The organism is Rhodococcus spelaei (assembly GCF_006704125.1).
Classification (GTDB): Bacteria; Actinomycetota; Actinomycetes; order Mycobacteriales; family Mycobacteriaceae; genus Rhodococcus_G; species Rhodococcus_G spelaei.
Genome location: NZ_VIGH01000003.1, coordinates 221,722 through 247,322 on the forward strand (window position 1 = coordinate 221,722; position 25,601 = coordinate 247,322).

The 25,601-nt window shown below is 69.3% G+C and carries 23 protein-coding genes and 2 pseudogenes; 14 read left to right on the plus strand and 11 right to left on the minus strand.

Annotated elements, in window-relative coordinates; translation table 11 throughout:
• Positions 1-5: 5 nt before the first annotated feature.
• From FK531_RS07755 to FK531_RS07765, 3 genes and pseudogenes are all read right to left on the minus strand, one after another.
• Positions 6-302, minus strand: a pseudogene (locus tag FK531_RS07755) (helix-turn-helix domain-containing protein); the annotation flags it as partial.
• Positions 299-1,477, minus strand: a complete 1,179-nt coding sequence (gene pcaDC / locus FK531_RS07760; RefSeq protein WP_142097280.1) for a bifunctional 3-oxoadipate enol-lactonase/4-carboxymuconolactone decarboxylase PcaDC — start codon at positions 1,475-1,477, stop codon at positions 299-301. The pseudogene FK531_RS07755 and the gene pcaDC, both read right to left, overlap by 4 nt.
• Positions 1,478-1,581: 104 nt before the next feature.
• Positions 1,582-1,959: a peptidase associated/transthyretin-like domain-containing protein gene (locus FK531_RS07765; RefSeq protein ID WP_181762857.1), complete on the minus strand. Its 378-nt coding sequence runs from the start codon at positions 1,957-1,959 to the stop codon at positions 1,582-1,584.
• Here FK531_RS07765 and FK531_RS22970 point away from each other — a divergent pair.
• From FK531_RS22970 to FK531_RS07780, 4 genes and pseudogenes are all read left to right on the plus strand, one after another.
• Positions 1,933-2,111: pseudogene (locus FK531_RS22970) on the plus strand (CoA-transferase); the annotation flags it as partial. The gene FK531_RS07765 and the pseudogene FK531_RS22970 overlap by 27 nt on opposite strands.
• 58 nt (positions 2,112-2,169) lie before the next feature.
• Complete coding sequence (locus FK531_RS07770; protein ID WP_435531025.1) at positions 2,170-3,444, plus strand: LuxR C-terminal-related transcriptional regulator; 1,275 nt, start codon at positions 2,170-2,172, stop codon at positions 3,442-3,444.
• Positions 3,445-3,581: 137 nt separating this feature from the next.
• Positions 3,582-4,667 (plus strand): S-(hydroxymethyl)mycothiol dehydrogenase, encoded by a 1,086-nt coding sequence (locus FK531_RS07775; RefSeq protein ID WP_142097290.1) that lies wholly within the window; start codon positions 3,582-3,584, stop codon positions 4,665-4,667.
• Entirely contained in the window at positions 4,664-5,293 is a 630-nt protein-coding gene (locus FK531_RS07780) for an MBL fold metallo-hydrolase (RefSeq protein WP_142097293.1), read from the plus strand. The genes FK531_RS07775 and FK531_RS07780 overlap by 4 nt, the downstream gene beginning before the upstream one ends.
• Positions 5,294-5,318: 25 nt before the next feature.
• Here the strand turns inward: FK531_RS07780 and FK531_RS07785 are convergent, their stop codons facing one another.
• The 4 genes from FK531_RS07785 to FK531_RS07800 all read right to left on the minus strand — a co-directional run bounded on the left by FK531_RS07785 (position 5,319) and on the right by FK531_RS07800 (position 11,227).
• A complete protein-coding gene (locus FK531_RS07785) occupies positions 5,319-7,148 on the minus strand; it encodes an HNH endonuclease signature motif containing protein (protein ID WP_142097296.1) in 1,830 nt (609 codons plus the stop codon).
• 93 nt (positions 7,149-7,241) lie between these two features.
• Positions 7,242-7,943, minus strand: a complete 702-nt coding sequence (locus tag FK531_RS07790; protein ID WP_142097299.1) for a hypothetical protein — start codon at positions 7,941-7,943, stop codon at positions 7,242-7,244.
• 147 nt (positions 7,944-8,090) lie between these two features.
• The gene (gene fdhD / locus FK531_RS07795) at positions 8,091-8,915 is read right to left on the minus strand and encodes a formate dehydrogenase accessory sulfurtransferase FdhD (RefSeq protein WP_142097301.1); all 825 of its coding nucleotides are present in this window, start codon (positions 8,913-8,915) and stop codon (positions 8,091-8,093) included.
• Positions 8,915-11,227: an FdhF/YdeP family oxidoreductase gene (locus FK531_RS07800; RefSeq protein WP_142097304.1), complete on the minus strand. Its 2,313-nt coding sequence runs from the start codon at positions 11,225-11,227 to the stop codon at positions 8,915-8,917. The genes fdhD and FK531_RS07800 overlap by 1 nt, the downstream gene beginning before the upstream one ends.
• A 108-nt stretch (positions 11,228-11,335) precedes the next feature.
• Between FK531_RS07800 and FK531_RS07805 the strand changes: the two genes are divergently transcribed.
• The gene (locus FK531_RS07805; protein ID WP_142097307.1) at positions 11,336-12,343 is read left to right on the plus strand and encodes an iron-siderophore ABC transporter substrate-binding protein; all 1,008 of its coding nucleotides are present in this window, start codon (positions 11,336-11,338) and stop codon (positions 12,341-12,343) included.
• Between the two features lie 41 nt (positions 12,344-12,384).
• Here FK531_RS07805 and FK531_RS07810 read toward each other — a convergent pair whose 3' ends face one another.
• Positions 12,385-13,263, minus strand: a complete 879-nt coding sequence (locus tag FK531_RS07810) for an alpha/beta fold hydrolase (protein WP_181762858.1) — start codon at positions 13,261-13,263, stop codon at positions 12,385-12,387.
• 127 nt (positions 13,264-13,390) lie between these two features.
• Here FK531_RS07810 and FK531_RS07815 point away from each other — a divergent pair, with 127 nt between their 5' ends.
• Positions 13,391-14,182: an SDR family oxidoreductase gene (locus FK531_RS07815; protein WP_220126938.1), complete on the plus strand. Its 792-nt coding sequence runs from the start codon at positions 13,391-13,393 to the stop codon at positions 14,180-14,182.
• Between the two features lie 41 nt (positions 14,183-14,223).
• Here the strand turns inward: FK531_RS07815 and FK531_RS07820 are convergent, their stop codons facing one another.
• From FK531_RS07820 to FK531_RS07830, 3 genes are all read right to left on the minus strand, one after another.
• Positions 14,224-14,607 (minus strand): hypothetical protein, encoded by a 384-nt coding sequence (locus FK531_RS07820; protein WP_181762859.1) that lies wholly within the window; start codon positions 14,605-14,607, stop codon positions 14,224-14,226.
• Between the two features lie 94 nt (positions 14,608-14,701).
• On the minus strand, positions 14,702-15,100 hold the full coding sequence (locus FK531_RS07825; protein WP_142097316.1) for a DMT family transporter: 399 nt from the start codon (positions 15,098-15,100) through the stop codon (positions 14,702-14,704).
• A complete protein-coding gene (locus tag FK531_RS07830; RefSeq protein WP_220126932.1) occupies positions 15,097-15,423 on the minus strand; it encodes a DMT family transporter in 327 nt (108 codons plus the stop codon). The genes FK531_RS07825 and FK531_RS07830 overlap by 4 nt, the downstream gene beginning before the upstream one ends.
• A 42-nt stretch (positions 15,424-15,465) precedes the next feature.
• Here FK531_RS07830 and FK531_RS07835 point away from each other — a divergent pair, with 42 nt between their 5' ends.
• The 8 genes from FK531_RS07835 (at position 15,466) to rpmA (ending at position 25,569) form a co-directional block, all read left to right on the plus strand.
• Positions 15,466-16,326, plus strand: a complete 861-nt coding sequence (locus FK531_RS07835; protein ID WP_142097319.1) for an alpha/beta hydrolase family protein — start codon at positions 15,466-15,468, stop codon at positions 16,324-16,326.
• A gap of 31 nt (positions 16,327-16,357) precedes the next feature.
• Positions 16,358-19,042: a valine--tRNA ligase gene (locus FK531_RS07840; protein WP_142097322.1), complete on the plus strand. Its 2,685-nt coding sequence runs from the start codon at positions 16,358-16,360 to the stop codon at positions 19,040-19,042.
• A complete protein-coding gene (gene folC, locus FK531_RS07845; protein WP_435531026.1) occupies positions 19,039-20,475 on the plus strand; it encodes a bifunctional tetrahydrofolate synthase/dihydrofolate synthase in 1,437 nt (478 codons plus the stop codon). Before FK531_RS07840 ends, folC begins: the two co-directional genes overlap by 4 nt.
• Positions 20,472-20,885, plus strand: a complete 414-nt coding sequence (locus tag FK531_RS07850; RefSeq protein ID WP_142097324.1) for a DUF4233 domain-containing protein — start codon at positions 20,472-20,474, stop codon at positions 20,883-20,885. Before folC ends, FK531_RS07850 begins: the two co-directional genes overlap by 4 nt.
• A 19-nt stretch (positions 20,886-20,904) precedes the next feature.
• Positions 20,905-21,324, plus strand: a complete 420-nt coding sequence (gene ndk, locus FK531_RS07855) for a nucleoside-diphosphate kinase (protein WP_142097327.1) — start codon at positions 20,905-20,907, stop codon at positions 21,322-21,324.
• Between the two features lie 414 nt (positions 21,325-21,738).
• Positions 21,739-24,762, plus strand: coding sequence for a translation initiation factor IF-2 N-terminal domain-containing protein (locus tag FK531_RS07860; protein ID WP_142097330.1), 3,024 nt, complete (start codon positions 21,739-21,741; stop codon positions 24,760-24,762).
• A gap of 200 nt (positions 24,763-24,962) precedes the next feature.
• Entirely contained in the window at positions 24,963-25,274 is a 312-nt protein-coding gene (gene rplU, locus FK531_RS07865) for a 50S ribosomal protein L21 (protein WP_142097333.1), read from the plus strand.
• A gap of 31 nt (positions 25,275-25,305) precedes the next feature.
• The gene (gene rpmA / locus FK531_RS07870) at positions 25,306-25,569 is read left to right on the plus strand and encodes a 50S ribosomal protein L27 (RefSeq protein WP_142097335.1); all 264 of its coding nucleotides are present in this window, start codon (positions 25,306-25,308) and stop codon (positions 25,567-25,569) included.
• Positions 25,570-25,601 lie beyond the last annotated feature (32 nt).

A 25,601-nucleotide genomic window follows, 5' to 3' on the forward strand; every position in this document is an offset into this window, starting at 1 on the left:
GCGGCCACCCGTTTGGCGAGCGAGTCCAGGTGCGGGCCCGCCACTTCCGGCAGGGTCAGCGACGACAGGTAGCTGTAGCCGAGCTCGAGCACCCGCGGGGTGAGCCAGAAGACTGATCCGTTGGTGCGCACGTAGCCGAGTTCGACCAGGGTGAGCAGGAACCGGCGTGCGGTGGCCCGAGTCAGCTCGGTCGATTCGGCGACTTCGCTGAGGGTCTGCGACGGGTGCTGGGCGTCGAAGGCGCGGATGACGGCCAGTCCCCGCGCGAGGGACTGCACGTAGGCGGGTGACGATTCGGTCATGGGCCTGCCTGCTCCTCGGTGTCGACGCTGCCGACACCCTCCGCGAGTGCATTCTTGCCCAGTGCGAAGGCCAGGTTGCTGTTCGGCACGCCCGCGTAGACCGCGGTGTGCAGGAACACCTCGACGAGCTCGTCGGGGACCATGCCGTCGCGCAGGGCCGCCCGGATGTGCATGTCGAGCTCGTGCTCGTTCCCGACCGCGGTGAGGATCGCGAGGGTCAGCAGGCGGCGGGTGTGGTGGTCAAGGCCCGGCCTGGACCAGACGTCGCCCCACGCGGTGCGGGTGATGAAGTCCTGGAACGGTTCGGTGAACTCGGTGGTCTCGGCGATGGCGCGGTCCACGTGGGCGTCGCCGAGCACGCTGCGGCGCACCCGCATCCCCGCTTGGTAGGTCTCGGTGCGCTGCGCGGGCCCGGCGGCGTGCGCAGCGATCAGCGCGGTGACCCGGCCTGCCTGCTCGACATTGGCGAGGTGTGCGGCCGGATCGAGCACGTACAGGGTGGAACTGGCGGTGTGCTCGGCGATGTACCGGAGATCCGCCGGCGTGGTGGAGGGGTCCTGCTCGCCCGCAATGACCAGGGTCGGCGCGGAGATCCGTGCCAGGTCGGCCCGACCGTCCCAGCCCGACAGGGCCTCGCAGCACGCGGCATATCCCTCGTCCGCGGTCGCCTCGACCATGGCTCGCGAGCTCGCGACCAGTTCCGGGTCGCGGGCAGCGAGTTCGCTTGTGTACCAGCGCCCGACCACGGCTTCGGCGATCGACGCGGTGCTCTCCGAGCGCACTGCAGCGGCGCGGTCCAGCCAGCTCTGCGGCTCAGCGAACCTGGCGGAGGTGCACAGCAGGGTGAGGGTCTGCACCCGGGTGGGGGCGTGCGCGGCGAGCCACTGCGACACCGCGCCGCCGAGCGAGTGTCCGACCAGGTGCACTGCGGCGAGCTTCAGGCTGTCGAGCAGCGCGAGCACGTCGCCCGCGAGCTCGGCGACCGTGTACGGGCCTTCGGGGACGGGGGAGCCGCCGTGCCCGCGCAGGTCGACTGCGACGACGTTGGCGTCCGCGGACAGCGCCCGCACCTGCGGGTCCCACATGGACCGGTCCGACCCGAGCGAACCGAGTAGGACGAGTGTCGGTGCGCCGGGGCCGGGCCCGGTGATCTGGTGGGCGAGGGCGACCGTCACGGGATCTTCTCCTTCACGGGGGTGCGGGCGGTCGGCACGCGGTCGACGAGGTCGCCGGCGTGGCCGAGATAGCGTGGGGGTCGAGTAGTCCGCGCGTGCCGCTCCTAGAGGTAGAGGAACAGCGTCTCGGCGCCATTCGGGTCGGCGTCCTGCACCACGATGTCGAGGTGGTACCCGTCGGCGGTCGCGGCCGCAACGAGCTTGGCGCGCTGGGCTTCCGGTAGTGAGGACAGTACCGGGTCGGCGGCGTTGGTGTGCGCTTCGTCGGGGAAATACAGCCTGGTCACGGCGCGGTTGAGCATGCCGAGGGCGAACACGGAGACGTTGAGCCGCGGGGCCTCGGTCAGCCCGTCCTCTGCGGGCAGTTCACCCGGTTTGACGGTGTTGATCCGAACCGTGCCGGTCTCGTCGGCGGCAACCCTCCCGAACTCACGGAAGGTGCAGACCTGCGTTCCATGCGGGTCATCGTGCTGACCGACCACTGCAGCAAGAAGGGCGAGCCGAAGATCGTGGCCGAGTGCTCGTTGCCGCTGACCGGTGAACGCTGCGTGCAGCGCATCATCACCGACCTGGCCGTGCTGGACGTGACCGCGACGGACTCGTCCTGGTCGAGACCACGCCCCGCGCCAGGTGACGACCCCATCCTGGTGCGGGGCGTTCTGTGTTCCTGTGCCTTCGATATCGTCGACGAGGTGAGTGTGTCCGACGAGGGAGCCCGGCTCGAGGGCCTGCGTGCGGTGCTGACCGGACCGCTGCCGGAGATCGGACGCCGGTTCTCGGCCCTGGTGGCGGAGCTGGCGCCGCACTCGGCGCTGGTGATCTTCACCCGTGAGTGCACCGGGCGGCCCCGCAAGGTCGCCGGCGATCCGAAGGTCGTCGATCGGGTCACGGTCGCCGAACTCGATCGACTGCGCACCGAACTCGGTCCGCCGGAACCCGACAACACCCGGCTCTACCGGGGATCCGCGACCCTCGCCGGCCGCGAACGGCCCGTCCACGCACTCCTCGACCGCACCGACACACTGCTGGTGCTGATTCCGCGAGCCGAGTTCACCTCCGCGAACCTGGGATTGGTGCGGTCGCTGTTCGGGGTGGTCGCGTTGGCGATCCAGTTGCAGGTCCGGCAGGCCAGTCCCGCCTACCTCGCGGAGTCGCGGGCGGCGTCCGCCGAGCGGGCCCGCACCGTCGCCGAACTCACCGAGACGCACGCGATCACCCTCGAGACGATCCTCGCGACGCTGCGCTCTCGAGACCTCGACGACGCCCGCGCCCGCGACACCGCCCGCGAGACCGCGACCTCCGCGCTGATCGGCCTGCGCTCGGCCGTGGATCAGCACCGGGAGATGGCGGAGGAGGCGGCGACCACCGCCTTCGCCCGGTTGCGCGGCGAACTGCGCGCGCTGGTGCCCAGCGGCGGCGTCGAACTCGAACTCGTCGAACCGCCGGTGGGGGGCCGTGGCCTGCCCGGCGAGGTCGCGCACGCGGCGAGGGCGGTGGTCCGCGGCGCGGTCCAGACGCTGTCCACCCAACCCGACCTGAGCCGGATCCGGATCGCGTGGGACTGCGACGGCTCGAACCTGCTGATCGACATCCGCGACGACGGCCGGGGTGCGGCGGACCTGGCCGAGCTCGGCCGTCAGCTGCGTCCCCGGGTCGAAACCCTGGGCGGCACACTCGAATCCGAGTCGACGGTCGGGTGGGGATCGAGTCTGCGGTCGGTGCTGCCACTGGACCTGCCGGTGGTCGCGCCTAACCGCCCCGCCCTCGCGGCGCTGGGGCCGAGGGAGGCGGAGGTCCTCGAACACCTGGTGGCCGGGCGGCGCAACCGGGTGATCGCCGAGCGACTGCGGGTCAGCGAGAGCACCGTGAAATTCCACGTGGCTGGTGTGCTGCGCAAGCTCGAGGTGGCCACCAGGGGTGAGGCGGCGGCGGTCGGCGCGGAGGCCGGGGTGAAGGCCGCGCCCTGACCCCGCTGGCCGAACGGCCAGGTAACTTCGTTCCTTCGGCCAGGGCCCGGACGGGCTGGTGCCGACTACCGTCGAGACGGACGCGCACACAACCAGGTGCGCATGCGTTGATTATCGCGACGAGAAGGAGAACGGACATGCCGCAGCAGGTACGGGGAGTGATCGCACGCGCGAAGGGCGCGCCGGTGGAGATCGTGGAGATCACGATTCCCGACCCCGGCCCGGGCGAGGTCGTCGTCGCCGTCGCGACCTGCGGGGTGTGCCACACCGACCTGACCTACCGGGAGGGTGGCATCAACGACGAGTACCCCTTCCTACTCGGGCACGAGGCGGCCGGGATCGTCGAGAGTGTCGGCGAGGGAGTCGATTCCGTCGAGGTCGGCGACTTCGTGGTGCTCAACTGGCGGGCCGTGTGCGGGCAGTGTCGCGCGTGCAAGCGGGGCCGCCCGCAGTACTGCTTCGACACCCACAACGCGAAGCAGAAGATGACCCTCGAGGACGGCACCGAGCTGACCCCCGCGCTGGGTATCGGCGCGTTCGCCGACAAGACCCTCGTGCATGCGGGTCAGTGCACCAAGGTCGACCCGTCGGCGGACCCTGCCGTCGTCGGACTGCTCGGCTGCGGCGTGATGGCCGGCATGGGCGCGGCGATGAACACCGGCAACGTCGGCCGCGGCGACTCCGTGGCCGTGATCGGCTGCGGCGGCGTCGGTGACGCAGCCATCGTGGGTGCCCGCCTCGCCGGAGCCAGCAAGATCATCGCGGTGGACCGGGACAACAAGAAGCTCGAGTGGGCGCGCGACCTCGGCGCGACCCACACCCTCAATGCGACCGAATTCGACGTCGTGGAGGCCGTCCAGACCCTCACCGGCGGATTCGGTGCCGACGTCGTCATCGATGCCGTCGGCCGCCCGGAGACGTGGAAGCAGGCGTTCTACGCCCGCGACCTCGCCGGCACGGTCGTCCTCGTCGGCGTGCCCACCCCCGACATGACCTTGGAGATGCCGCTGGTCGACTTCTTCTCCCGCGGCGGCTCGCTCAAGTCGTCCTGGTACGGCGACTGCCTGCCCGAGCGTGACTTCCCGATGCTCGTCGACCTGTACCAGCAGGGCCGGCTGCCGCTGGAGAAGTTCGTCACCGAGCGGATCGCGCTCGACCAGGTGGAGCAGGCGTTCGAGTCGATGCACCGCGGCGAGGTGCTGCGTTCGGTGGTCGTGCTGTGAGCGACCTGCGGGTGGATCGGGTCGTCACGTCGGGGACGTTCGAACTCGACGGTGGCAGTTGGGATGTCGACAACAACATCTGGCTGATCGGTGACGACAGCGAGGTCGTGATCGTGGACGCCGCGCACACCGCGCAGCCGATCGTCGACGCGGTCGGCGGCCGGAAGGTCGTCGCGATCGTCTGCACGCACGGGCACAACGATCACGTCACCGTCGCGCCGGAACTGGCAGAGCGGCTCGACGCGCCGATCCTGCTCAACCCCGCTGACGACGTGCTGTGGGCGATGACCCACCCGGGCGTGCGACACCTGTCGTTGGAGGACGGTCAGCGGATCACGGTGGCGGGCACCGAGATCCAGGCCATCCACACCCCGGGGCACTCGCCCGGCTCGACGTGCCTGTACCTGCCGGAGGCGGGGGAGCTGTTCACCGGCGACACCCTGTTCTCCGGCGGCCCCGGCGCCACCGGACGGTCGTACTCGGACTTCCCGACGATCATCGGCTCGATCCGCGACAAGCTGTTCGCGCTGCCCGCGGAGACCCGGGTGCACACCGGGCACGGGGACGGGACCACGTTGGGCACCGAGTCGCCACACCTCGAGGAGTGGATCGCCGCCGGTAGCTGACGGCGGCAACTTATGGCAGTCACGCTCAGAACGGTGGAGGTTCCGGGTCTAGGCTCGTCGCGATCGGGGCGACTGCGCCGCGTCGTCCGGTGATCCGTGGCCGCAGGCCGCTGGGGTCCGCGGCCCCGGACGCTCCGCCTGGGAGTGTGACCGCGGTCGAGCCGAGCGTGGAGGTCCACAGGAGGGCGTGGCCACTGATGTCGGGGCCACCGATGGTGACGACCTTCCACAGCCCCAGCGTTTTCAGCTGGTGGTGGAACGCGCAGAGGCATTGCAGGTTGGAGACGATGGTCCAGCCTCCGGTCCGTGGATTCCGTGCCAGATATTCGACGATGTGGTCGAGCTGGCATTGCGCGGCGGGTCGGCTACAGCCGGGGAACCGGCAATGCTGGTCCCGTGCCCGGACCAGTGCGGTGGTCGCGGCGTCGGGCCGATAGGTCAACGCCCCCGCGGGCGGGACGAGCAGCCCGCCATGCCCGTCCCGGTGCATGCCCTGCGTGAGTGCTGGGTTCGCCTGCACGGCAGCGAGGATCGCATCGGCCATCGCGCCGACACTGGTCGGGGGCAGGTGCAGTGGTGGTGAGGCCGCACTCCCTGGGGTATCGGGGACGCCCGCGGCCCTGCGTCGACTGCCACGGGCGAGGAACGATCGGACGCAGAATCGAGGCGGCGGCGGATTCGACAGCAATGGGTCGTCACGGCCCGATCCCGGCGGCTCGGCTGGGTTGGATTCGGGCAAGTTGGTGCCGCATTCACCGACCGAATTAGATTCCTCCGGTTCGGGTTTCCGGTCTCCGGCATCCGCGCCGTCAGGATCCGCAAGGTCGGTATTCGCCGCGCCGATGCCCTCGTCGTCGTGGCCGACGAGACCAAGCTCCTCCGCGAGTTCTAGCATCTCGGTGAGCATCGCCTGCCAGGTGCCGTTGGCCGCCAGTTGCCGTGCCAGTGCCGGGTCTATGAGGCCGTGGCCGTGCAGGTATGCGGGCTCGGACAGCAATCCGAGCAGCGTCGGCAGGTCGACGGTGATCTGGGTGAGCGGCGCCCGTCGTCCCGGTAGGGCATCCTCCTTCGCCGCGTCGCAGTCGTCGCGGCCGCACGTGCACTCGAGGTACGGCTCGCCGTGCACGAGCGCCATCACCGCGTCGACCAGGCGTTCCTGGGCACCGCGCCGATCGCGCCGGCACACTGTGCCGGCGAACTCGGCGACCAACTGTATGAGCGCCTCGCCCTCCTCCGGCGAGACGGTCACCTCGACGGTCGCGCATCCGGTGCCGCGACGCTTGACGATCCGCCGCGCGAACCTCTGCGCATCCTCACGCTGGGCGGCTGCTTCGTCGGGGTTGTGCAGGGCGACCAGGCGTTCGATCTCCGTCGCCAGCGGGCCGGGTGACAGGTGCAGCGCCGCGGCAAGGATCTGAGGTTCGAGGGCGGTCACCGTTGTGGGGGAAAGCCCGGTCATCCCTCGCGAGATCGTCCGCGCCCGAGCAAGATCGATGTCCCCGGCCTCGAACTCTGTCCGCGTGAGCGGCAACCGCAACCGCAGATCGATCCCCAATGCCGCCCACGACTCGGCGACCGTCTTCGAACACCCCAACCGGACAGCCAGTTCGGCGATTGCCGCGTTGCCGCAGTCGGCGATCTTCCCCGATCCCAACTCCGCATCTCGCTCGATCCACGCATCCCACAACGCGCCCGCCGCCAGCACCTTCCGTGCCGCGGCCCGATTCTCGCTTCGCGCACTGTCCGCTACCTCGACGAGCAGTGCGGCGTCGACCGGTAGGGGGAAGTGGGTGGCGCTCGCCCTCAGGTCGCCGCATCGCGACCCGTCCTTCAGCCCCACACCGGATTCGAACATACATTCGATCTTACGTCACCCGGCTGACATGTGCAGCGAAATCGACCACCAGAACACTGTGCAGCCAGGGCAACTACGAAGAATGCGCAGAACTCACCGGTTGATCCGGTCGGCGTCGTACTGAAGCGAATCGGCGGGACCGATCGGCAGCGCTTCCAGTTCCGCGCACGAGAGGATCTCGTTGGCGGCCGCGCGACTACATCCGACGATGGTCGAGTCGAAATCGACTTCGGTACCGATACACCACGCGTGATCTGCGGGCCACACGAGATTGCCGGACAATGCCCACGGCTGTGCCCCGAGCAGTTCGGCAATCGTGAATGCCTCGGCCAAGGCGCCGGCCAACACGAGGTAGTTCCGGCCCGGGTGCTGCAGGCGCGGCCCCGCGACAAGTCGAGCCGCCGTCGCAGCCACCGGAATGGGCGTGGAGAAGGAGTGCCCGGCTTCGTCGATCCCGAACATGATCCCGCTCCCGTTGAGGTGTCCGGACCCTTCCCACAGCGCGAAGTACGCGTCGTCCGGGGTGGTGGTGCGGCGCGCCAGCAGTTCGACCAGCACATGGCAGTCAGGCTGGTCCAGCGCACCAGTCTCCGGGTCGTCGCCGTCCCACAACTCACTGTGTGGATTCAGGGGACCCTGCGCGTCGATCAGACGCCACCACTGCACCAAGGGATGAACTTGCCGCCCGGTCGCCGCAGCCACATCACGCCACCGCACGACCCGGTGGTCGTCGACATCGATGGGGTGCAAGACCCGCACGTAGGCCTCGAACCCATCGGGAACAACACCCGTCACCGATCCCCGCCGCCCCGTCAACCGTGGACGAATCCATTCACCGACAGACACATCCGCAGCGGGCTCCACATGGTGATCGTCTCAGGGAATGGGCGTTCGTGCGTCACATGGCGTGTCGCAGCGCCGAGCAGCGGGTCGATCGCCGACTCACGCCAGCTTGATCCGCTGCTCGCCGGTGTAGACGTTCATGGTCTCGCCGCGGAGGAACCCGACGAGGCTCAGCCCGGACTCCGCGGCGAGGTCGACGGCCAGCGAGGACGGTGCGGACACCGCGGCGAGCATCGGGACGCCGGCCACCACGGCCTTCTGCACCAGTTCGAACGACGCCCTACCGCTGACAGCGAGGATCGACTCGGACAGCGGCACCCGGTTCTCGGTGAGCGCCCAGCCGAGCACCTTGTCGACGGCGTTGTGCCGCCCGACGTCCTCGCGTAGCGCGAGCAGTGCGCCGTCGGCGGTGAACAGGCCGGCTGCGTGCAGGCCACCGGTGGAGTCGAACACCCGTTGCCGCGCACGCATTGTCGCGGGCAGCGACGACAACACGGCGGTCGCGACGGTGAGCGGCGAGTCGGCCAGGTCGTACGGCGCGCGTACCCGCACCGCGTCGAGTGAGGCCTTGCCGCACACCCCGCACGCGGAGGTGCTCAGAAAGTTCCGGTCGGCGTTCGCGGGCTCCGGCACGCCGGGGGCGAGCGCCACATCGAGGACGTTGTAGGTGTTGGCGCCCTCGTCGTCCACGCCGTCGCAGTACCGGATCACAGAGACGTCCCGCGCGGAGGAGATGATGCCCTCGCCGAGCAGGAAGCCGTGCACCAGGTCGATGTCGTTGCCGGGGGTGCGCATCGTGACGGTCAGCGCTCGCCCGGCGGTCCGGATCTCCAGCGGTTCCTCGACCGCGAGGGTGTCCGGCCGGCGGACGCTCCCGCTCTGACCGATCCGCAACACCGACCGACGGGCGGTGACGCGGCCCATCAGTTGCTCCTGACCGGCTCGAGTCGCACCAGCACCGCTTTGGACACCGGTGTGTTCGACTTCGCCGCAACGTGATCGAGTGGAACCAGCGGGTTGGTCTCCGGGTAGTACGCGGCCGCGTTGCCCTTCGGGGTGTCGTACTCGACCACCCGGAAGTCGCTGACGCGGCGTTCCTCGACCGTGCCGTCGGCGCCGGTCCACTCGGAGACGATGTCCACCGCGGCGCCGTCGGTCAGGCCCTGCTCGGCGAGGTCGGCGGCGGACACGAAGATCACCCGGCGTCCGCCCTTGACGCCGCGGTAACGGTCGTCGAGGCCGTAGATGGTGGTGTTGTACTGGTCGTGACTGCGCAGCGTCTGCAGGATCAACTTGCCGGGGGGAGTGGGCACCCACTGCAGCGGATTCGCGGCGAAGTTGGCCTTGCCTGTGCGGGTGGGGAATTCGCGACGGTCGCGCGGCGGGTGCGGCAGCTGGAACCCGTCGGGCTGGCGGACCCGCTCGTTGTAGTTCTCGCAGCCCGGCACCACCCGTGAGATCGAGTCACGGATGCGGTCGTAGTCGGCGGTGAACGCGGCCCAGGGCACCGAGTGGTCGCGGCCGAGCAGTTCCTGGGCCAGGTCGCACACGATCGCGACCTCGCTGCGCAGGTGCTCGCTGACGGGGGTCAGGTTGCCACGGGAGAGGTGGACCATCGACATCGAGTCCTCGACGGAGACAAGCTGTTTCCCGCCGGCCTGGACGTCCTTGTCGGTGCGGCCGAGGGTGGGCAGGATGACGGCGGTGCGACCCGTGACCACATGCGAGCGGTTGAGCTTCGTGGACACCTGCACGGTCAGCGCGCACCGTCGCAGCGCCTCCTCGGTGGCTGCGGTGTCCGGGGTGGCCCGAATGAAGTTGCCGCCCATCGCCATGAACACGTGCGCCTTGCCGTCACGCATGCCGCGGATCGCCTCGACGGTGTCCCACCCGTGCGTGCGGGGACTGGTGATGGAGAACTCGCGGTCGAGTGCGTCGAGGAACGAATCGGGCATCTTCTCCCAGATGCCCATGGTGCGGTCGCCCTGCACGTTCGAGTGGCCGCGCACCGGGCACACGCCCGCGCCCGGCTTGCCCATCATGCCGCGCATCAGCAACAGGTTGGTGATCTCCTGGATGGTGGCCACGCCGTGCGCCTGCTGGGTCAGTCCCATCGCCCAACAGGCGATCGTGCGCTCCGAGCGAATCATCGCGTCGGCCGTGTCCCGCAGCTGGGTCATGGTCAGGCCGGTGGCCTCGAGCACGGTGTCGAGATCGACGCCGCGTACCTGCCGCTCGTACTCGTCGAAGCCAGCGCAGTGCCCGTCGACGAAGTCCCGGTCGACGACCGTGCCGGGGGCGGCGTCGTCCGCCTCGAGCAGCAGACGGCCCAGTCCCTGGAACAGTGCCATGTCGCCACCGAGGCGGATCTGCAGGAACTCGTCGGCGATGTCGATTCCGTGCCCGACCACCCCACCGACCCGTTGCGGGTCCTTGAACCGCAGCAGGCCCGCCTCGGGCAGCGGGTTGATCGCAATGATCTTGGCGCCGTTGCGCTTCGCGGCCTCCAGGGTCGAGAGCATCCGTGGGTGGTTGGTGCCCGGGTTCTGGCCGGCGATGAGGATCAGGTCGGCGTACTCGAGGTCGGGCACCGTTACCGAGCCCTTGCCGATGCCGATGGATTCGCTCAGTGCGCTGCCCGAGGACTCGTGGCACATGTTCGAGCAGTCGGGCAGGTTGTTGGTGCCGAAGCTGCGGATCATCAACTGGTACAGGAAGGCAGTCTCGTTGCTCGTGCGGCCGGAGGTGTAGAAGACGGCCTCGTCGGGGCCGGCCAGCGAGCGCATCTCGTCGGCGATCAGTCGGTAGGCCTCGCCCCAGCCGATCGGCGTGTAGTGGGTTGCGCCCTCGCGCAGCACCATCGGATGCGTCAGGCGGCCCTGCTGCCCGAGCCAGTAGTCGGTCTTGTCGGCCAGTTCGGCGACCGAGTGGGTGGCGAAGAACTCGGGGGTGACGGTGCGCAGGGTCGCCTCCTCCGCGACGGCCTTGGCGCCGTTCTCGCAGAACTCGGCGGGCTTGCGGTGGCCGGGCGTCTCGGGCCAGGCGCATCCCGGGCAGTCGAAGCCGTGGCGCTGGTTCAGGCGGGTCAGCGTCTTCGCAGTCCGGACAGCGCCCATCTGCTCGAACGCCCGCTGCAGGGAGACGACGACGGCACGCGGACCGGCCGCGTGGTCCTCGATGCCGGTGACTTCGAGTTGGGTTTCGTCGATGTCGCTTTCGGGTCCCTTGCGCGTCATGTCTCCATAGTGGACTCGTCGGCTACCTGCCGAAAGTCGTACCGCCCCGAATGTCCTACTGTTTCGGCTAGCCTTACCTAGCTTTGGTCGTCTTATGGAGGAGAGTCGATGGCAGACGCCGGTCGCATCACGCGTCGTGGGTTTCTGGTCGGAACGTCCGGTGCGCTGCTGGCGCTCGCGGCGGCGGCCTGCAGCAGCGGAGGTGACGGAGGCGGCTCGACCGGATCCGCGGGTGCCACGGTCACCGACAAGTACGGGCAGACCCAGGTCGGAGCGAACCCGCAGAGGGTCGTGAGCGTCGGATACAACGACCAGGACGCCATCCTCGCGCTCGGCGTGGTCCCCGTCGGGGTGTTCGACTGGTACGGCAACCAGCCCGACGCGACCTGGCCGTGGGCGCACGACCTGCTCGGAGGCGCACACCCCGCGATCGTCGGCACCGCCAACACCGGTATCGACGTCGAGAAGGTCGCGGCCACCAACCCCGATCTCATTCTCGGCACGTACTCCGGGGTGACCCAGAGTCAGCACGACAAGCTCAGCGCGCTCGCGCCGACCGTCACCCAGCCGAAGGAGTTCGCCGACTACGGTGTGCCGTGGCAGGACCAGACCCGGATCATCGGCACGGCGCTGGGACGCTCGGACAAGGCCGAGGAGGTCGTCTCCGCCGTGCAGGACAAGTTCACGTCCGTGGCCGCCGCGAACCCCGCGTTCAAGGGCAAGACGGTGATCGTCGGCGCGCTGAAGGGCCCCGGCCAGTTCGGTGTCTACGGTCCGGAGGACCCCAAGGTCCGGTTCTTCACCGAGCTCGGATTCGTCAATCCGCCTGTCACGCAGCAGATCAACAACACCAACTTCGCGCCGATCAGCACCGAGCAGCTCTCGCTCGCCGACGCCGACCTGCTCGTCTGGTACGCGGGCGGTGGCTTCGGCGACAAGCTGCGCGCCGAGCTCGACAAGACGCCCGTCTACAAGGAGCTGCGCTCGGTCAAGGAGGGCCGGACCATTATCCTCGAGGACGAGGCCGCCGAGGCGATGACGTGGAGCACCGTGCTGTCGCTTCCGTACGCGCTCGACAAGATCCCGCCGCGGATCGCGCCGCTGCTCACCAAGTAACGGTCGCGATCACCGACACCGCCGCGCGCGGTCCTGGACCGCTACCCGACGCTCCGCGCGACGAGTTCGGCCAGCGTGGCCGGCGCCTCCAACATCGGCCAGTGTCCGACGTCCGGGAGCAGCGTCACCTCGGTGCGCGGTCGCAGCGCGGACAGCCGTGCCGGCATGTCCACCACGGCGATCGGATCGTCCGCGCCCCACAGCAACGTCAGCGGACCCGTGTACTCGACGAGCCCGGCCGTCCACCGCGCCTGGTGTGCCCGACGTTCGAGCAGGTAGCGGTTCTGTCGAGGCAGCAGGCGCCCGCCCCGACCGTGCTGGATCATGCGCACCAACGTGTCGATCGCCCCGTCCGGTGCGGGGGAGCGGGGGCCGAAGCTGCGCGCGAGCGCGCGGGCGATCACCCAGTCGGGGGGATCGACGGGCAGCGGTCTCGCCGGCATCCGCAGCATCGCGCGCTGCCCGCCCGTCAGGTGGGCCAGGTCGATGAAGATCGAGCCGTTGGTCAGGATGACCCGTTCCGGAACGAACCCGAGGTCGCCGTGGTTGTGGCGGTGCAGTATCTCGGCGACGACGGTGTCGCCCATGTCGTGTGCCAGCAGCACACATCGCCCGATCCCCAACTGCGCCAACGTCGACTCGACGAGATCGGCCTGTTCGAACAGCGAATACCGCGCCGTCGGAGGTTTGTCGGAGAAGCCGAATCCGAGCAGGTCCAGCAGCACCACGCGACCCGACGACGCGAGGCGGTCCGCGACCGCGGCGAAGTCGTGCGACGAGCCCGGGAACCCGTGTACGACAACGATCGGCGGCCCGGCGCCTGCACCCAGTTCGGCGACGAAGATCGTGTTCGCGCCGACCGTGAGGTGGCGGCCGAGGTGACGCCAGGCCGCCAACACAGGTGGTAGGGGACTGCTCATCGGCCCGTTCCGTTCTGTCCGTCGTGCCTGTACCGGACAGTCTGCCGGACATGTCGGCACGCCGCGCCGGTCTCGTGGCAGTATCCGGCTCGGGCGTTCCGACGAACAAAGGACTGCAATCGTGAGCATCACTCGCACCGCGCTGGTCACCGGTGCCTCGTCGGGCATCGGTGCCGCCGTGGCCGAGACCCTCGTCGACCGTGGCTGGCGGGTCTACGGAACCGGTCGCGATCCGTCCACCATCGCCGACCCGATCCCGGGAGTCGAGTACCTCCCGCTCGACCTCACCGACGGCGCGAGCATCGAGGCCTGCGCCGCCGCCGCGGGTGAGGTCGACGTGCTCGTCAACAACGCCGGCGAGAGCCAGAGTGGTCCGATCGAGGAACTGCCGATGGAGGCGATCGAGCGGCTCTTCCAGACCAACGTGTTCGGGGCTGTCCGGTTGACCCAGTTGGTGCTGCCGGGGATGCGGTCGCGCGGCTACGGACGGATCGTGATGGTCGGGTCGATGCTCGCGAGTTTCCCGCTGGCTTACCGGTCGTCCTACGTGGCGACGAAGGCGGCGATCAAGGGCTTCGCGAACGCCGCGCGGCGCGAGGTGGCGCCCTACGGCGTCGGCGTCACGACGGTCGAGCCGGGCGCGATCAGCACCGGAATCGGGTTGCGGCGCACGCACTACCTTGCCGAGGGTTCGCCCTACACCGCTGAGTACAACACGATGATCTCGCGGCTCGACGCCAACGAGGCGGGCGGCATCTCTGCGGCCGAGGTCGCCGCGACCATCGTCAAGGCAATCGACGCCGACCGTCCGAAGCAGCTGTACGCGGTGGGCAGCGGCGCCCCGTTCGTGTTCGCCCTGCGCCGGATCGTCCCGCGGACGGTCGTGGAGCGGATCGTCGCGCGCAGGCACGGACTGTAGCGACTGCGGCGGCGGCCGGACCCGGTTGCACTCGACCCGCGTCAGTTGTCGTTGTCGAAGAAGTGGTTGTCGTCGCAGCGGTGGTTTCCGAAGAAGAAGTGGTTCCCGACGAAGAAGTCGTTGTCGCCGCACCGGCGGTCGTTGTCGAAGAAGTGGTTGTCGTCCCGGTGGTCGTTGTCGAAGAAGCGATCCCGGTCCTGGTGCGCGCGCCCGTGGTCGTTGTCCGAGAAGTGGTCGTTGTCGGAGAAGTGGTCGTTGTCGCCGTGCCCGCGGTCGTTGTCCGCTCGGGCCAGTGCGCCGGCAGAGACCGGCGACGCCGATACAGGGGCTGCACTGGCGACGGCGATGCCGACGGGAGCCAGGACCAGGGCCGCGGTCGCCACGGCAGCGAGTGCCCTGCGGTACGGCCTTGCGGAGATGTTCATGATGTGTCCTCGATCGCTGCTGAAGGATCGAGTGCGCGTGCGAACCCGCGACTTGCGACCCATGCACAAGACACGATTTCGCGGCTGCTTTGGATCAATTCCGTGATGGTGGCGCGGGGGATCGAGCGCCGGGACGGGAGACCGCCTCGCGGACTTCGGGGCCCGACTGTCGCAGATTGAGCACGACCACCCCGGCGATGATCAGCACCAGCCCCAGCACCTTCCAGCCCGAGAGCCCCTCGCCGAGGAAGGCGATACCGATCACCGCGACCGACGCGGTCCCGATGCCCGACCACAGCGCGTACGCGAGGCTCACCGGCAGCGCGCGCAGGGCCTGTGCCATGCACGTGAAGGACACCACGTACCCGCACAGCACCGCGGCGGTCAGCAGCGGGCGGGTGAACTGCTCGGTCCGGCCCAGAAAGACCGTCGCGAGGATCTCGGAGGTGATCGCGACCGCGAGAAATGCCCAGGCGCGGCGGGTTTCGCTCACGCGAGGCCGCCCACGTTGAGCGCGACCACTCCGGCGACGACGAGGCCGATGCCGAGCACCTTCGAGGCGGAGCGCGGCTCGTGCAGGATCAGCATGCCGATCGCCGCGACGGCGGCCGTGCCGACGCCCGCCCAGACCGCGTAGGCGACCCCCACGTCGAGCGTGCGCAATGTCTTGGACAGCAGGTACAGCGCCACGCTGTACAAACCCAGTACCGCCGCGGTCGGTACCGGTCGCCGAAATCCCTCGGTTCTGGGCAGCAGGCTGGTGGCCAGCACCTCCGCCGATATCGCCACGAACAGGAAGAACCACGCCACGGTCATGTGGTCAACTTAGAGGGTCGACGTTCCGAGAGGAGTCCTCGCATGGCAGCCAAGCACACCCTCTTCGTGGTGCCGGGAACGTGGGAGGCGGTCGCGGCCGCCGACGGAAACTCGGGTGGAGTGACGCCCAGCGCCGAGATCGGGATGCTGCGCGGCGTCACGGATCTGTTGAACCGCACCGTCTTCGACGTCGTCTACGTGAACTATCCGGCCAGCTTCGGTCCGATCCCGGGTGGCGGGGAGAGAGTCCTGGCGGCGCTCGGGGACCCGTCGTACCGCAAGTCCCGGGACATGGGTATCGCCGAGGTGATCCGCCTGATCAACGCCCACCAGGGCACCTTCGGGTTGCTCGGCTACAGCCAGGGCGGCGCGGTGGTCTCCCTCGTCGGCCGTGAACTCGTCTCCGGCGCACTGCGCGACCGTCAGCGCGACTGCCTGTGGCTGCATGCGGTCGCGTCACCGCACCGGGGCCTCGGCCGCACCTTCCCCCTGGGCAATCGGCTCGCCGGGCAGGGCATCTCCGGGGACGACATCACCGCGACCGGCATCGTCGACTGGTTCGACTTCTGCCTGCCGGGCGACATCTACGGCGACGCCGACCTCGCACACACCTACCTGCAACTGGGCTACGAGCTCGCGACCGAACTGACCCTCTCCGATCCGGTCGCGATGGTCGCCGGGATCGCGGAGAGCCTCGTCCACGGGCAGCTCCGGCAGGCGATCCTGGACCTCGGTGAGGACCCGCTGACGATGCTGAGCAAGACCGCGACCACCGCGGCGGTGCTGGCACAGTTCCTGCACGACGACCCACACGTGCGGTACGGCACCCGCGACATCATCCCCGGCAGCACCGCGCTCGCCTACTCTGCCGGCTACCTCAACTTCTGGGGGCCGCGCCGCTGAGTGTCGCCCGCCCGTTCTCTAGAATCACTGGGTGACCAGTGCCGCGCCGCAAGACCCCAAGAATCCCGCCGACGCCCTCCCGAAGAGCTGGGACCCCAGCTCCGTGGAGCAGGAGCTGTACGAGGGCTGGGTCGACGCCGGCTACTTCACGGCCGACCCCACCAGCGACAAGCCGGGCTATTCGATCGTGCTGCCGCCCCCGAACGTGACCGGCAGCCTGCACATGGGCCACGCGCTCGACCACACCCTGATGGACGTGCTCTCCCGCCGCAAGCGGATGCAGGGCTACGAGGTGCTGTGGCTGCCGGGCATGGACCACGCGGGTATCGCCACCCAGAACGTGGTGGAGAAGCAGCTCGCCGCGGACGGCAAGAAGAAGGAAGACCTCGGCCGTGAGGCGTTCGTCGACCGGGTGTGGGACTGGAAGCGTGAGTCCGGCGGCACCATCGGCACCCAGATGCGCAGCCTCGGCGACGGCGTCGACTGGAGCCGCGACCGGTTCACCATGGACGAGGGTCTCTCCCGCGCCGTCCAGACCATCTTCAAGAAGATGTACGACGCAGGCCTGATCTACCGCGCCGAGCGCCTGGTCAACTGGTCGCCGGTGCTGCAGACCGCGATCTCCGACATCGAGGTCAAGTTCGAGGACGTCGAGGGCGAGCTGGTCTCGCTGCGCTACGGCTCGCTCGACGACTCCGAGCCGCACGTGATCGTCGCCACCACTCGAGTGGAGACCATGCTCGGCGACACCGCGGTCGCGGTGCACCCGGAGGACGAGCGCTACAAGCACCTGGTCGGCACCACCCTCGAGCACCCGATCACGGGTCGTCAGATCCCGATCGTCGCCGACGACTACGTGGACCCCGAGTTCGGGACCGGCGCGGTGAAGATCACCCCCGCGCACGACCCCAACGACTTCGAGATGGGCCTGCGGCACAACCTGCCGATGCCCACGATCATGGACAAGACCGGCAAGATCGCCGACACTGGCACGCAGTTCGACGGCATGGACCGGTTCGAGGCCCGCGTCAAGGTGCGCGAGGCACTGGCCGAGCAGGGTCGAGTCGTCGCGGAGAAGCGTCCCTACCTGCACAGCGTCGGGCATTCCGAGCGCAGCGGCGAGTCCATCGAGCCGCGGCTGTCGCTGCAGTGGTGGGTCAAGGTCGAATCGCTGGCCAAGGCCGCGGGCGACGCGGTCCGTAACGGTGACACCAAGATTCACCCGGCGAGCCTCGAGCCGCGTTGGTTCGGCTGGGTCGACAACATGCACGACTGGTGCATCTCGCGTCAGCTGTGGTGGGGTCACCGCATCCCGATCTGGTACGGCCCCGACGGTGAGGTGCGCTGCGTCGGACCGGACGAGACCGCACCCGAGGGCTGGGAGCAGGACCCCGACGTCCTCGACACCTGGTTCTCGTCCGGACTGTGGCCGTTCTCCACGATGGGGTGGCCGGACAAGACTCCGGAACTCGAGAAGTTCTATCCCACTTCGGTTCTCGTCACCGGGTACGACATCCTGTTCTTCTGGGTCGCCAGGATGATGATGTTCGGCACGTTCGTCTCCGAGGACGAGGCGGTCACCGCCGGCGGCGCGAAGAGCGGACCGCAGGTGCCGTTCGAGGACGTCTTCCTGCACGGGTTGGTGCGTGACGAGTTCGGCAAGAAGATGTCCAAGTCCAAGGGCAACGGCATCGACCCGCTGGACTGGGTGCGCGAGTTCGGCGCCGACGCGCTGCGCTTCACCCTCGCCCGCGGTGCGAACCCGGGCAGCGACCTGTCGGTCGGTGAGGACCACGCCAAGTCCTCGCGCAGCTTCGCCACGAAGCTGTTCAACGCCACCAAGTTCGCCCTGATGAACGGTGCGGCGCCGGCCCCGATGCCGCCGCGCGCCGACCTCACCGACGTGGACCGCTGGATCCTGGACCGGCTCGAGCAGGTGCGCACCGAGGTGGACGCCGCGTTCGACCGCTACGAGTTCGGCAAGGCCTGCGAGGCGCTGTACCACTTCGCGTGGGACGAGGTCTGCGACTGGTACCTCGAGCTGGCCAAGGTGCAGTTCGCCGGCCAGGAGGCGGAGAACACGCGAGCCGTGCTCGGCAACGTCCTCGACGCGCTGCTGCGCATGCTGCACCCGGTGATGCCGTTCGTCACCGAGACGCTGTGGAAGGTGCTCACCGGCGGCGAGTCCGTGGTGATCGCGCAGTGGCCCGCCGCCACCGGTGACGCCGCCGACGAGGTCGCCGCCACCCGCATCGCCGACCTGCAGCGACTGGTCACCGAGATCCGCCGGTTCCGCAGCGACCAGGGCCTCAACGACAAGCAGAAGGTCTCCGCCCGCCTGACCGGCGTCGCCGAGGCCGACCTGGACGGCAAGCAGGCCGCCGTCGCGTCGCTGGGCAAGCTGACCGACCCGGCCGACGACTTCACCGCGACCGCGTCGCTGGAGATCCGGCTGAGCCGGGCCACCGTCACCGTCGAGCTGGACACCTCCGGCACCGTCGACCTGGTCGCCGAGCGCAAGCGGCTCGAGAAAGACCTCGCCGCCGCGCAGAAGGAGCTCGCGGGCACCGCCGCCAAGCTGTCGAACGAGGCCTTCCTCGCGAAGGCCCCGGACAACGTGGTCGACAAGATCCGGGCCCGGCAGACGCTGGCGGCCGAAGAGGTCGAGCGGATCACCGCGCGGCTGAAGGACATGGACAGTCAGGTGCAGGCGTGAGCGACGAACAACCCGTCGGACCGGCCCGGGCCGGCCGGCCCACACCGGTCGACATGGCGGAGCTCGCGCTCGTCGAGGCCGAACTCGACAAGCGCTGGCCGGAGACCAAGATCGAGCCGTCGCTGACGCGGATCGCGGCGCTGATGGACCTGCTGGGCTCGCCGCAGCACAGCTATCCCGCGATCCACGTCGCCGGCACCAACGGCAAGACCTCGGTCACCCGGATGATCGACGCGTTGCTGACCCGGCTGCACCGGCGGGTGGGCCGAACCACCAGCCCCCACCTGCAGCTGGCCACCGAGCGGATCAGCATCGACGGCAAGCCGATCTCCCCGCGGCTGTACGTCGACACGTACAACGAGCTGGCGCCGTACATCGCGATGGTCGACGCCCAGTCCGAGGCCGCGGGCGGTCCCGCGATGAGCAAGTTCGAGGTGCTCACCGCGATGGCGTACGCCGCCTTCGCCGAGGCGCCGGTGGACGTCGCGGTCGTCGAGGTTGGCCTCGGTGGGCGTTGGGACGCAACGAATGTCATCGACGGACAGGTCGCGGTGATCACCCCGATCAGCCTCGATCACGTCGAGTTCCTCGGCGGCGACCTCGCCGGAATCGCGGAGGAGAAGGCGGGCATCATCAAGAAGGCCCCCGAGTCGCTGGTGCCGCGTGACACCGTCGCGATCCTGGCCGAGCAGGTCCCCGAGGTCGGTGAGGTGCTGCTGCGCCGCGCGGTCGAGGCGGACGCCGCGGTCGCGCGCGAGGGATCCGAGTTCCGGGTGCTGGCACGTCAGGTCGCGGTCGGCGGGCAGCAGTTGGAACTGCAGGGCCTCGGCGGCGTGTACAGCGACATCTTCCTGCCGCTGCACGGCGAGCACCAGGCGCGCAACGCCTCGCTGGCGCTCGCGGCAGTGGAGGCGTTCTTCGGTGCCGGCGCCGACCGTCAGCTCGAGATCGACGCCGTCCGCGAAGCCTTTGCCTCGCTGACCAATCCGGGTCGGCTCGAACGGGTGCGCACCGCGCCGACGGTGTTCCTCGACGCCGCTCACAATCCGGACGGCGCGCGGGCGCTGGCCGCGGCGCTGGCCGCCGAGTTCGACTTCCGGAAACTGGTCGGCGTCGTCGCCGTGCTGGGGGACAAGGACGTCGACGGCATCCTGACCGCCCTCGAACCCGTGCTCGACGAGATCGTGGTGACCCACAACGGGTCCCCGCGTGGAATGGACGTCGATCAGCTCGCGGATCTGGCGGTCGCCCGATTCGGTGACGAACGCGTCGTGGTGGCCCCGACGCTGCCTGACGCGCTCGAGACCGCGATCGGCCTGGCCGAGGAGGTCGCCGAGCCCGGTGAAGCAGTCTCCGGGGCAGGCGTCGTGGTGACCGGATCCGTGGTCACCGCAGGCGTCGCCCGCACTCTGTTCGGAAAGGACCCCGCGTGAGCACTCCCGATCAACCGGCCCCCGAGCCTGGTGGCTTCAAGCCTCCGGCGAAGGATCCGTGGAAGAGTTTCCGCGGGGTCTGCTCGGGCATGCTGATCCTCGAGGCGATCGTGGTGCTGCTCGCGATCCCGGCGGTCGCGAAACTCGGCGACGGCATCAGCGGCGGCGCCGTCGCCTACATCCTCGTTCTCGCCGGCCTGATGATTCTGGGGTGCGGCGTCCAGGGTCGGTCGTGGGCGATCGGATTCGACCTGGCATTGCAGGTCGCGATGATCGCCGGGTGGTTGGTGCACCCGGTGGTCGGCGCGCTCGGACTGCTCTTCGCCGCGGTGTGGGTGTACATGCTGTACCTGCGACGAGACATCCAGGAGCGGATCGAACAGGGTCTGCTTCCAGGGCAACGAGACTGAACGTTTAGGCTGTTCACCCGTGACTGAGCGCACCCTGGTACTGATCAAGCCCGACGGCGTCGCCCGCCGATTCGTCGGAGACATTCTTGCGCGAGTCGAGCGCAAGGGCCTATCCATTTCCGCGCTCGAGATGCGCACCGCCGACGTCGACGTCGCGGGCAAGCACTACGCCGAGCACGCCGAGCGCTCGTTCTACCCCGGACTGCTCAATTTCATCACCTCCGGGCCGCTGGTCGCCGCGGTGGTCGAGGGCCCCCGCGCGATCGCGGCCTTCCGGCAGATCGCCGGCGGCACCGACCCCGTCGAGAAGGCCGTTCCCGGCACCATCCGCGGCGACCTGGCCCTGGACGGTCAGCAGAACCTGGTGCACGGCTCCGATTCGGTCGAATCGGCGGAGCGGGAGATCGCGCTCTGGTTCCCGCACCTCGCGCGGGGCTGACAATCCCCGCACGGCCGTAACTCCATCAGCCGCCGCGGTGCGCCGTTGGCGCGGGCCGTCGCGCACGTGTGGGATACTGGCAGTGGTCGGATCCGCATTTGTTCCGTATTTCCCAGGTTCGGTGCGGACCCGACCGGATGACACCACGGTTCGATGCCCTCATCGCTGTCGCGGCATGGAGGAAATCCCTCGCCCACGACACGCTGGATGATCAGGCGCACGGACCACGGAGCACAGCCATCCAGCCAGGCGCCGTACGAGTTGCCAGTGACTAACGGATCACTGACAACCGCGCGGGGCGAGACCATACACACTCGCGCCTACCCGGTGCGAGCACACAAGCAGTGCTCTCGAGTGGCCGCGTCACACCCGGTTAGCCAAGGTGGACGCGCCCGGGGGCCCGAGGAGACTTACGTGGCCGATCAAGCGCCGCCCGAAACTTCACAGAATTCCGCCGCAGAGAACGCGGCACCCGTGTTCCCGGACAAGATCCGGGTACACGCGCTCGCCAAGATGCTGGGCCTGACCAGCAAGCAGGTGCTCGCCAAGGTGGCCGAGTTCGGCGCCGAACTGCGCAGCGCCCAGTCGAGCGTCGACCGGGCCCTCGCCGAGCGAGTGCACGCCGCGCTCGCCGGTCCCGTCGAGACCCCGGCGGCCGAAGCGCCCGCGGTCGAGGCACCCGCCGTCGAGGTGGCTGTTGCCGAGACGCCGGCCGCGGAGGCGCCCGCGCCCGAGACCCCGCCGGCTCTCTTCACCAACGTCGACGAGCCGCACGTGCACACCCCCGCAGCCGAGGCCGCACCGGTCTTCCAGGCACCGCTCTTCCTCCAGCCGGAGGCCGAGCCCGCGCCGCGTCGTCGCCGGGCGCGCCGCGAGGCCGCCGCTCCGGACGAGGCCGCCCCCATCGAGGTCACCACCGTCGAGCCGGTGCGCGCCGAGGTCGTCGAGGAGGCCGCCGAGACCGCAGCGGTCGAGGAGCGGTCGCACGCCGAATCCGAGGACGACGGCGAGGGCCAGGGTCGTCGCAGGCGTCGTGGCCGTCGTGGCCGTGGCCGTGGCCGTGGCGAGCAGGCCGGCGAGGGCGAGCAGACCGAGGGGACCGAAGCGGTCGCCGCGGACGAGGAGCAGGTCGCCGAGGTCGAGACCGAGGCCGAGCGCGAGACCGAGGGTGCCGAGGCCGCCGCCGAGGAGGCCGAGACCACCGAGGCGGAGGAGTCCGAGGAGGGCGCGGGGAGCCGTCGCCGTCGCCGCCGTCGTCGCCGCAAGGGCACCGGCGAGGGCGCCGAGGGCGGAGCAGCCGAGGAAGACGGCGTCACGACCGTCGTCCACGAGCGTGAGCCGCGGACCAAGGCCCGCGTCAAGGATGAGGTCCAGGGGATCTCCGGTTCCACCCGCCTCGAGGCCAAGCGTCAGCGCCGGCGTGACGGCCGCGACGCCGGTCGCCGTCGGCCACCGATCCTCACCGAGTCCGAGTTCCTCGCCCGCCGCGAGGCCGTCGACCGCGTCATGGTGGTGCGGGAGAAGACCGGCGGCTCGCATCCCGAGGGACTGACCCAGGTCGCGGTGCTCGAGGACGGCGTCCTGGTCGAGCACTTCGTGACCAGTTCCGCCTCGGCGTCGATGGTCGGCAACGTCTACCTCGGCCGCGTGCAGAACGTGCTGCCGTCCATGGAGGCCGCGTTCATCGATATCGGCCGGGGCCGCAACGGTGTGCTGTACGCCGGCGAGGTCAACTGGGAGGCCGCAGGCCTCGGCGGCAACAGCCGCAAGATCGAGCAGGCCCTCAAGCCGGGCGATCAGGTGCTGGTCCAGGTCAGCAAGGATCCGGTCGGACACAAGGGTGCCCGCCTGACCACGCAGATCTCGCTGGCCGGACGTTTCCTGGTGTACGTGCCGGGCGGCAGCTCCACCGGCATCAGCCGCAAGCTGCCCGACACCGAGCGCAAGCGGCTCAAGGAGATCCTGCGCGAGATCGTTCCGCCGGAGGCCGGTGTCATCATCCGCACCGCGTCCGAGGGCGTGAGCGAGGAGGAGCTGGCCCGCGACGTCAAGCGTCTGCAGACCCAGTGGTCGGACATCGAGGAGCAGGCAGCCGCCGCGGACAAGGGCAAGTCGGGCAACCCGAAGGCCCTGTACGAGGAGCCCGACCTGCTGGTCAAGGTCGTGCGCGACCTCTTCAACGAGGACTTCGCGAAGATCGTCATCGAGGGCGAGAAGTCCTGGTCGACGGTGGAGAACTACATCAAGACCGTCGCTCCGGACCTGCTGCCGCGGGTCGAGAAGTACGAGGGCAACGGCGGCCCCGACGTCTTCGAGGCCAAGCGCATCGACGAGCAGCTCGCGAAGGCGCTCGACCGCAAGGTATGGCTGCCGTCCGGCGGCACCCTGGTGATCGACCGCACCGAGGCGATGACCGTGGTCGACGTCAACACCGGCAAGTTCACCGGTGCCGGCGGCAACCTCGAGGAGACTGTCACCAGGAACAACCTGGAGGCGGCCGAGGAGATCGTGCGGCAGATGCGGCTGCGCGACATCGGCGGCATGATCGTCGTCGACTTCATCGACATGGTGCTCGAGTCGAACCGGGACCTGGTCCTGCGCCGGCTCACGGAGTCGCTCGGTCGCGACCGGACCCGCCACCAGGTCTCCGAGGTCACCTCGCTCGGTCTGGTCCAGATGACCCGCAAGAAGCTGGGCACCGGACTGGTCGAGGCCTTCTCCACCACCTGTGAGCACTGCCACGGCCGCGGCATCATCGTGCACGCGGATCCCGTCGAGGTGCGTTCCGGCGACGACAGCGGATCGCGGTCCGGCAAGGGCGAGTCCGGCGGCGGTCGCAAGAAGCGCGGCCGCGACAAGTCCTCGGGCGGCAACGAGCAGCAGGCCCCGAAGAACGAGCAGCACGCGGCACCCGACGTGGACGCGACCGTCAAGCGTGCGCACCCGGTCGCACTCGCGATGGCGGCGCACCACCACGACGAGGAGCATGCGGGCGAGGCGGTGAACCACGAGGAGCCGGCGGCCGAGGAGCCGACGGTCACCGCCGCGGTGGAGTCCGCGGAGCCGACGGTCGTCGCGGAGCCGAAGGTCGTCGAGGAGTCCGAGGTTGCGGAGACGCAGGCCGTCGCAGAGCCCGAGGCCGCACCGGCCGAGGCTCCGGCGAAGGGGCGTCGCCGTTCGCGGCGGGCGTCGCGCGCGGCAGCGGCCCCGGTGGCCGAGGCCGAGGACGCCGCAGCCGTGGTCGTGATCCCGGCGTCGACCGAACCGGAGCCGGAACCCGCAGCTGCGGTCGTGACGGTCACGATCCCCGCAGAGGTGGCGCCGGCCGAGCCGGTGGTCGTCGCGGACGGGGAAGCGGAGGCGGTCGCACCGAAGCGGCGACCTCGACGTCGGGCCGCGGCCCGACCGGCAGGTCCGCCCGCGGACGTCGACGCCTGACCGCGACCGGTCGAGGGGAGTGGGCCAGTTTGACCCTACGGTTCTCCATCCCGTAATCTTGACCGGTCGCTACTCGGCGATAACGCTCTGCTGCGCCCGCTAGGGCGGCGGCGGGCGCGCCTGAGAAAGCAAGTACACCAGACCAGTCGCGCGGCTACTGCTGCGCGAGCACGTTCGAAGAAATAAGGGGTAGCCCTCCGATGGCAACGTACGCGATCGTCAAGACCGGCGGAAAGCAGTACAAGGTCGCTGTTGGTGACCTCGTCAAGGTCGAGAAGATCGAGGGTGAGCCCGGCACTGCAGTCTCGCTGGCCCCGGTCCTCGTCGTCGACGGATCCGAGCTCACCACCGACGCCGACAAGCTGGCCAAGATCACGGTCACCGGCGAGGTCGTCGAGCACACCAAGGGCCCGAAGATCCGCATCCACAAGTTCAAGAACAAGACCGGCTACCACAAGCGCCAGGGTCACCGTCAGAAGCTGACGGTCCTCAAGGTCACCGGCATCAAGTAACTAGAGCTTTTAGTTCCCAGGAGGGTTCGACATGGCACATAAGAAGGGTGCATCCAGCTCCCGTAACGGTCGCGATTCGAACGCACAGCGCCTCGGCGTGAAGCGCTTCGGCGGCCAGTCCGTCAGCGCCGGTGAGATCCTGGTGCGTCAGCGCGGAACCCACTTCCACCCCGGCGTGAACGTCGGACGTGGCGGCGACGACACGCTGTTCGCGCTTTCCGCCGGTGCGGTGGAGTTCGGTACCAAGCGTGGACGCAAGACCGTCAACATCGTTCCGGCCGCGGCGCAGGCCTGATTCTGCTCCGGTCGATCGTGTCGCCCCTGCGG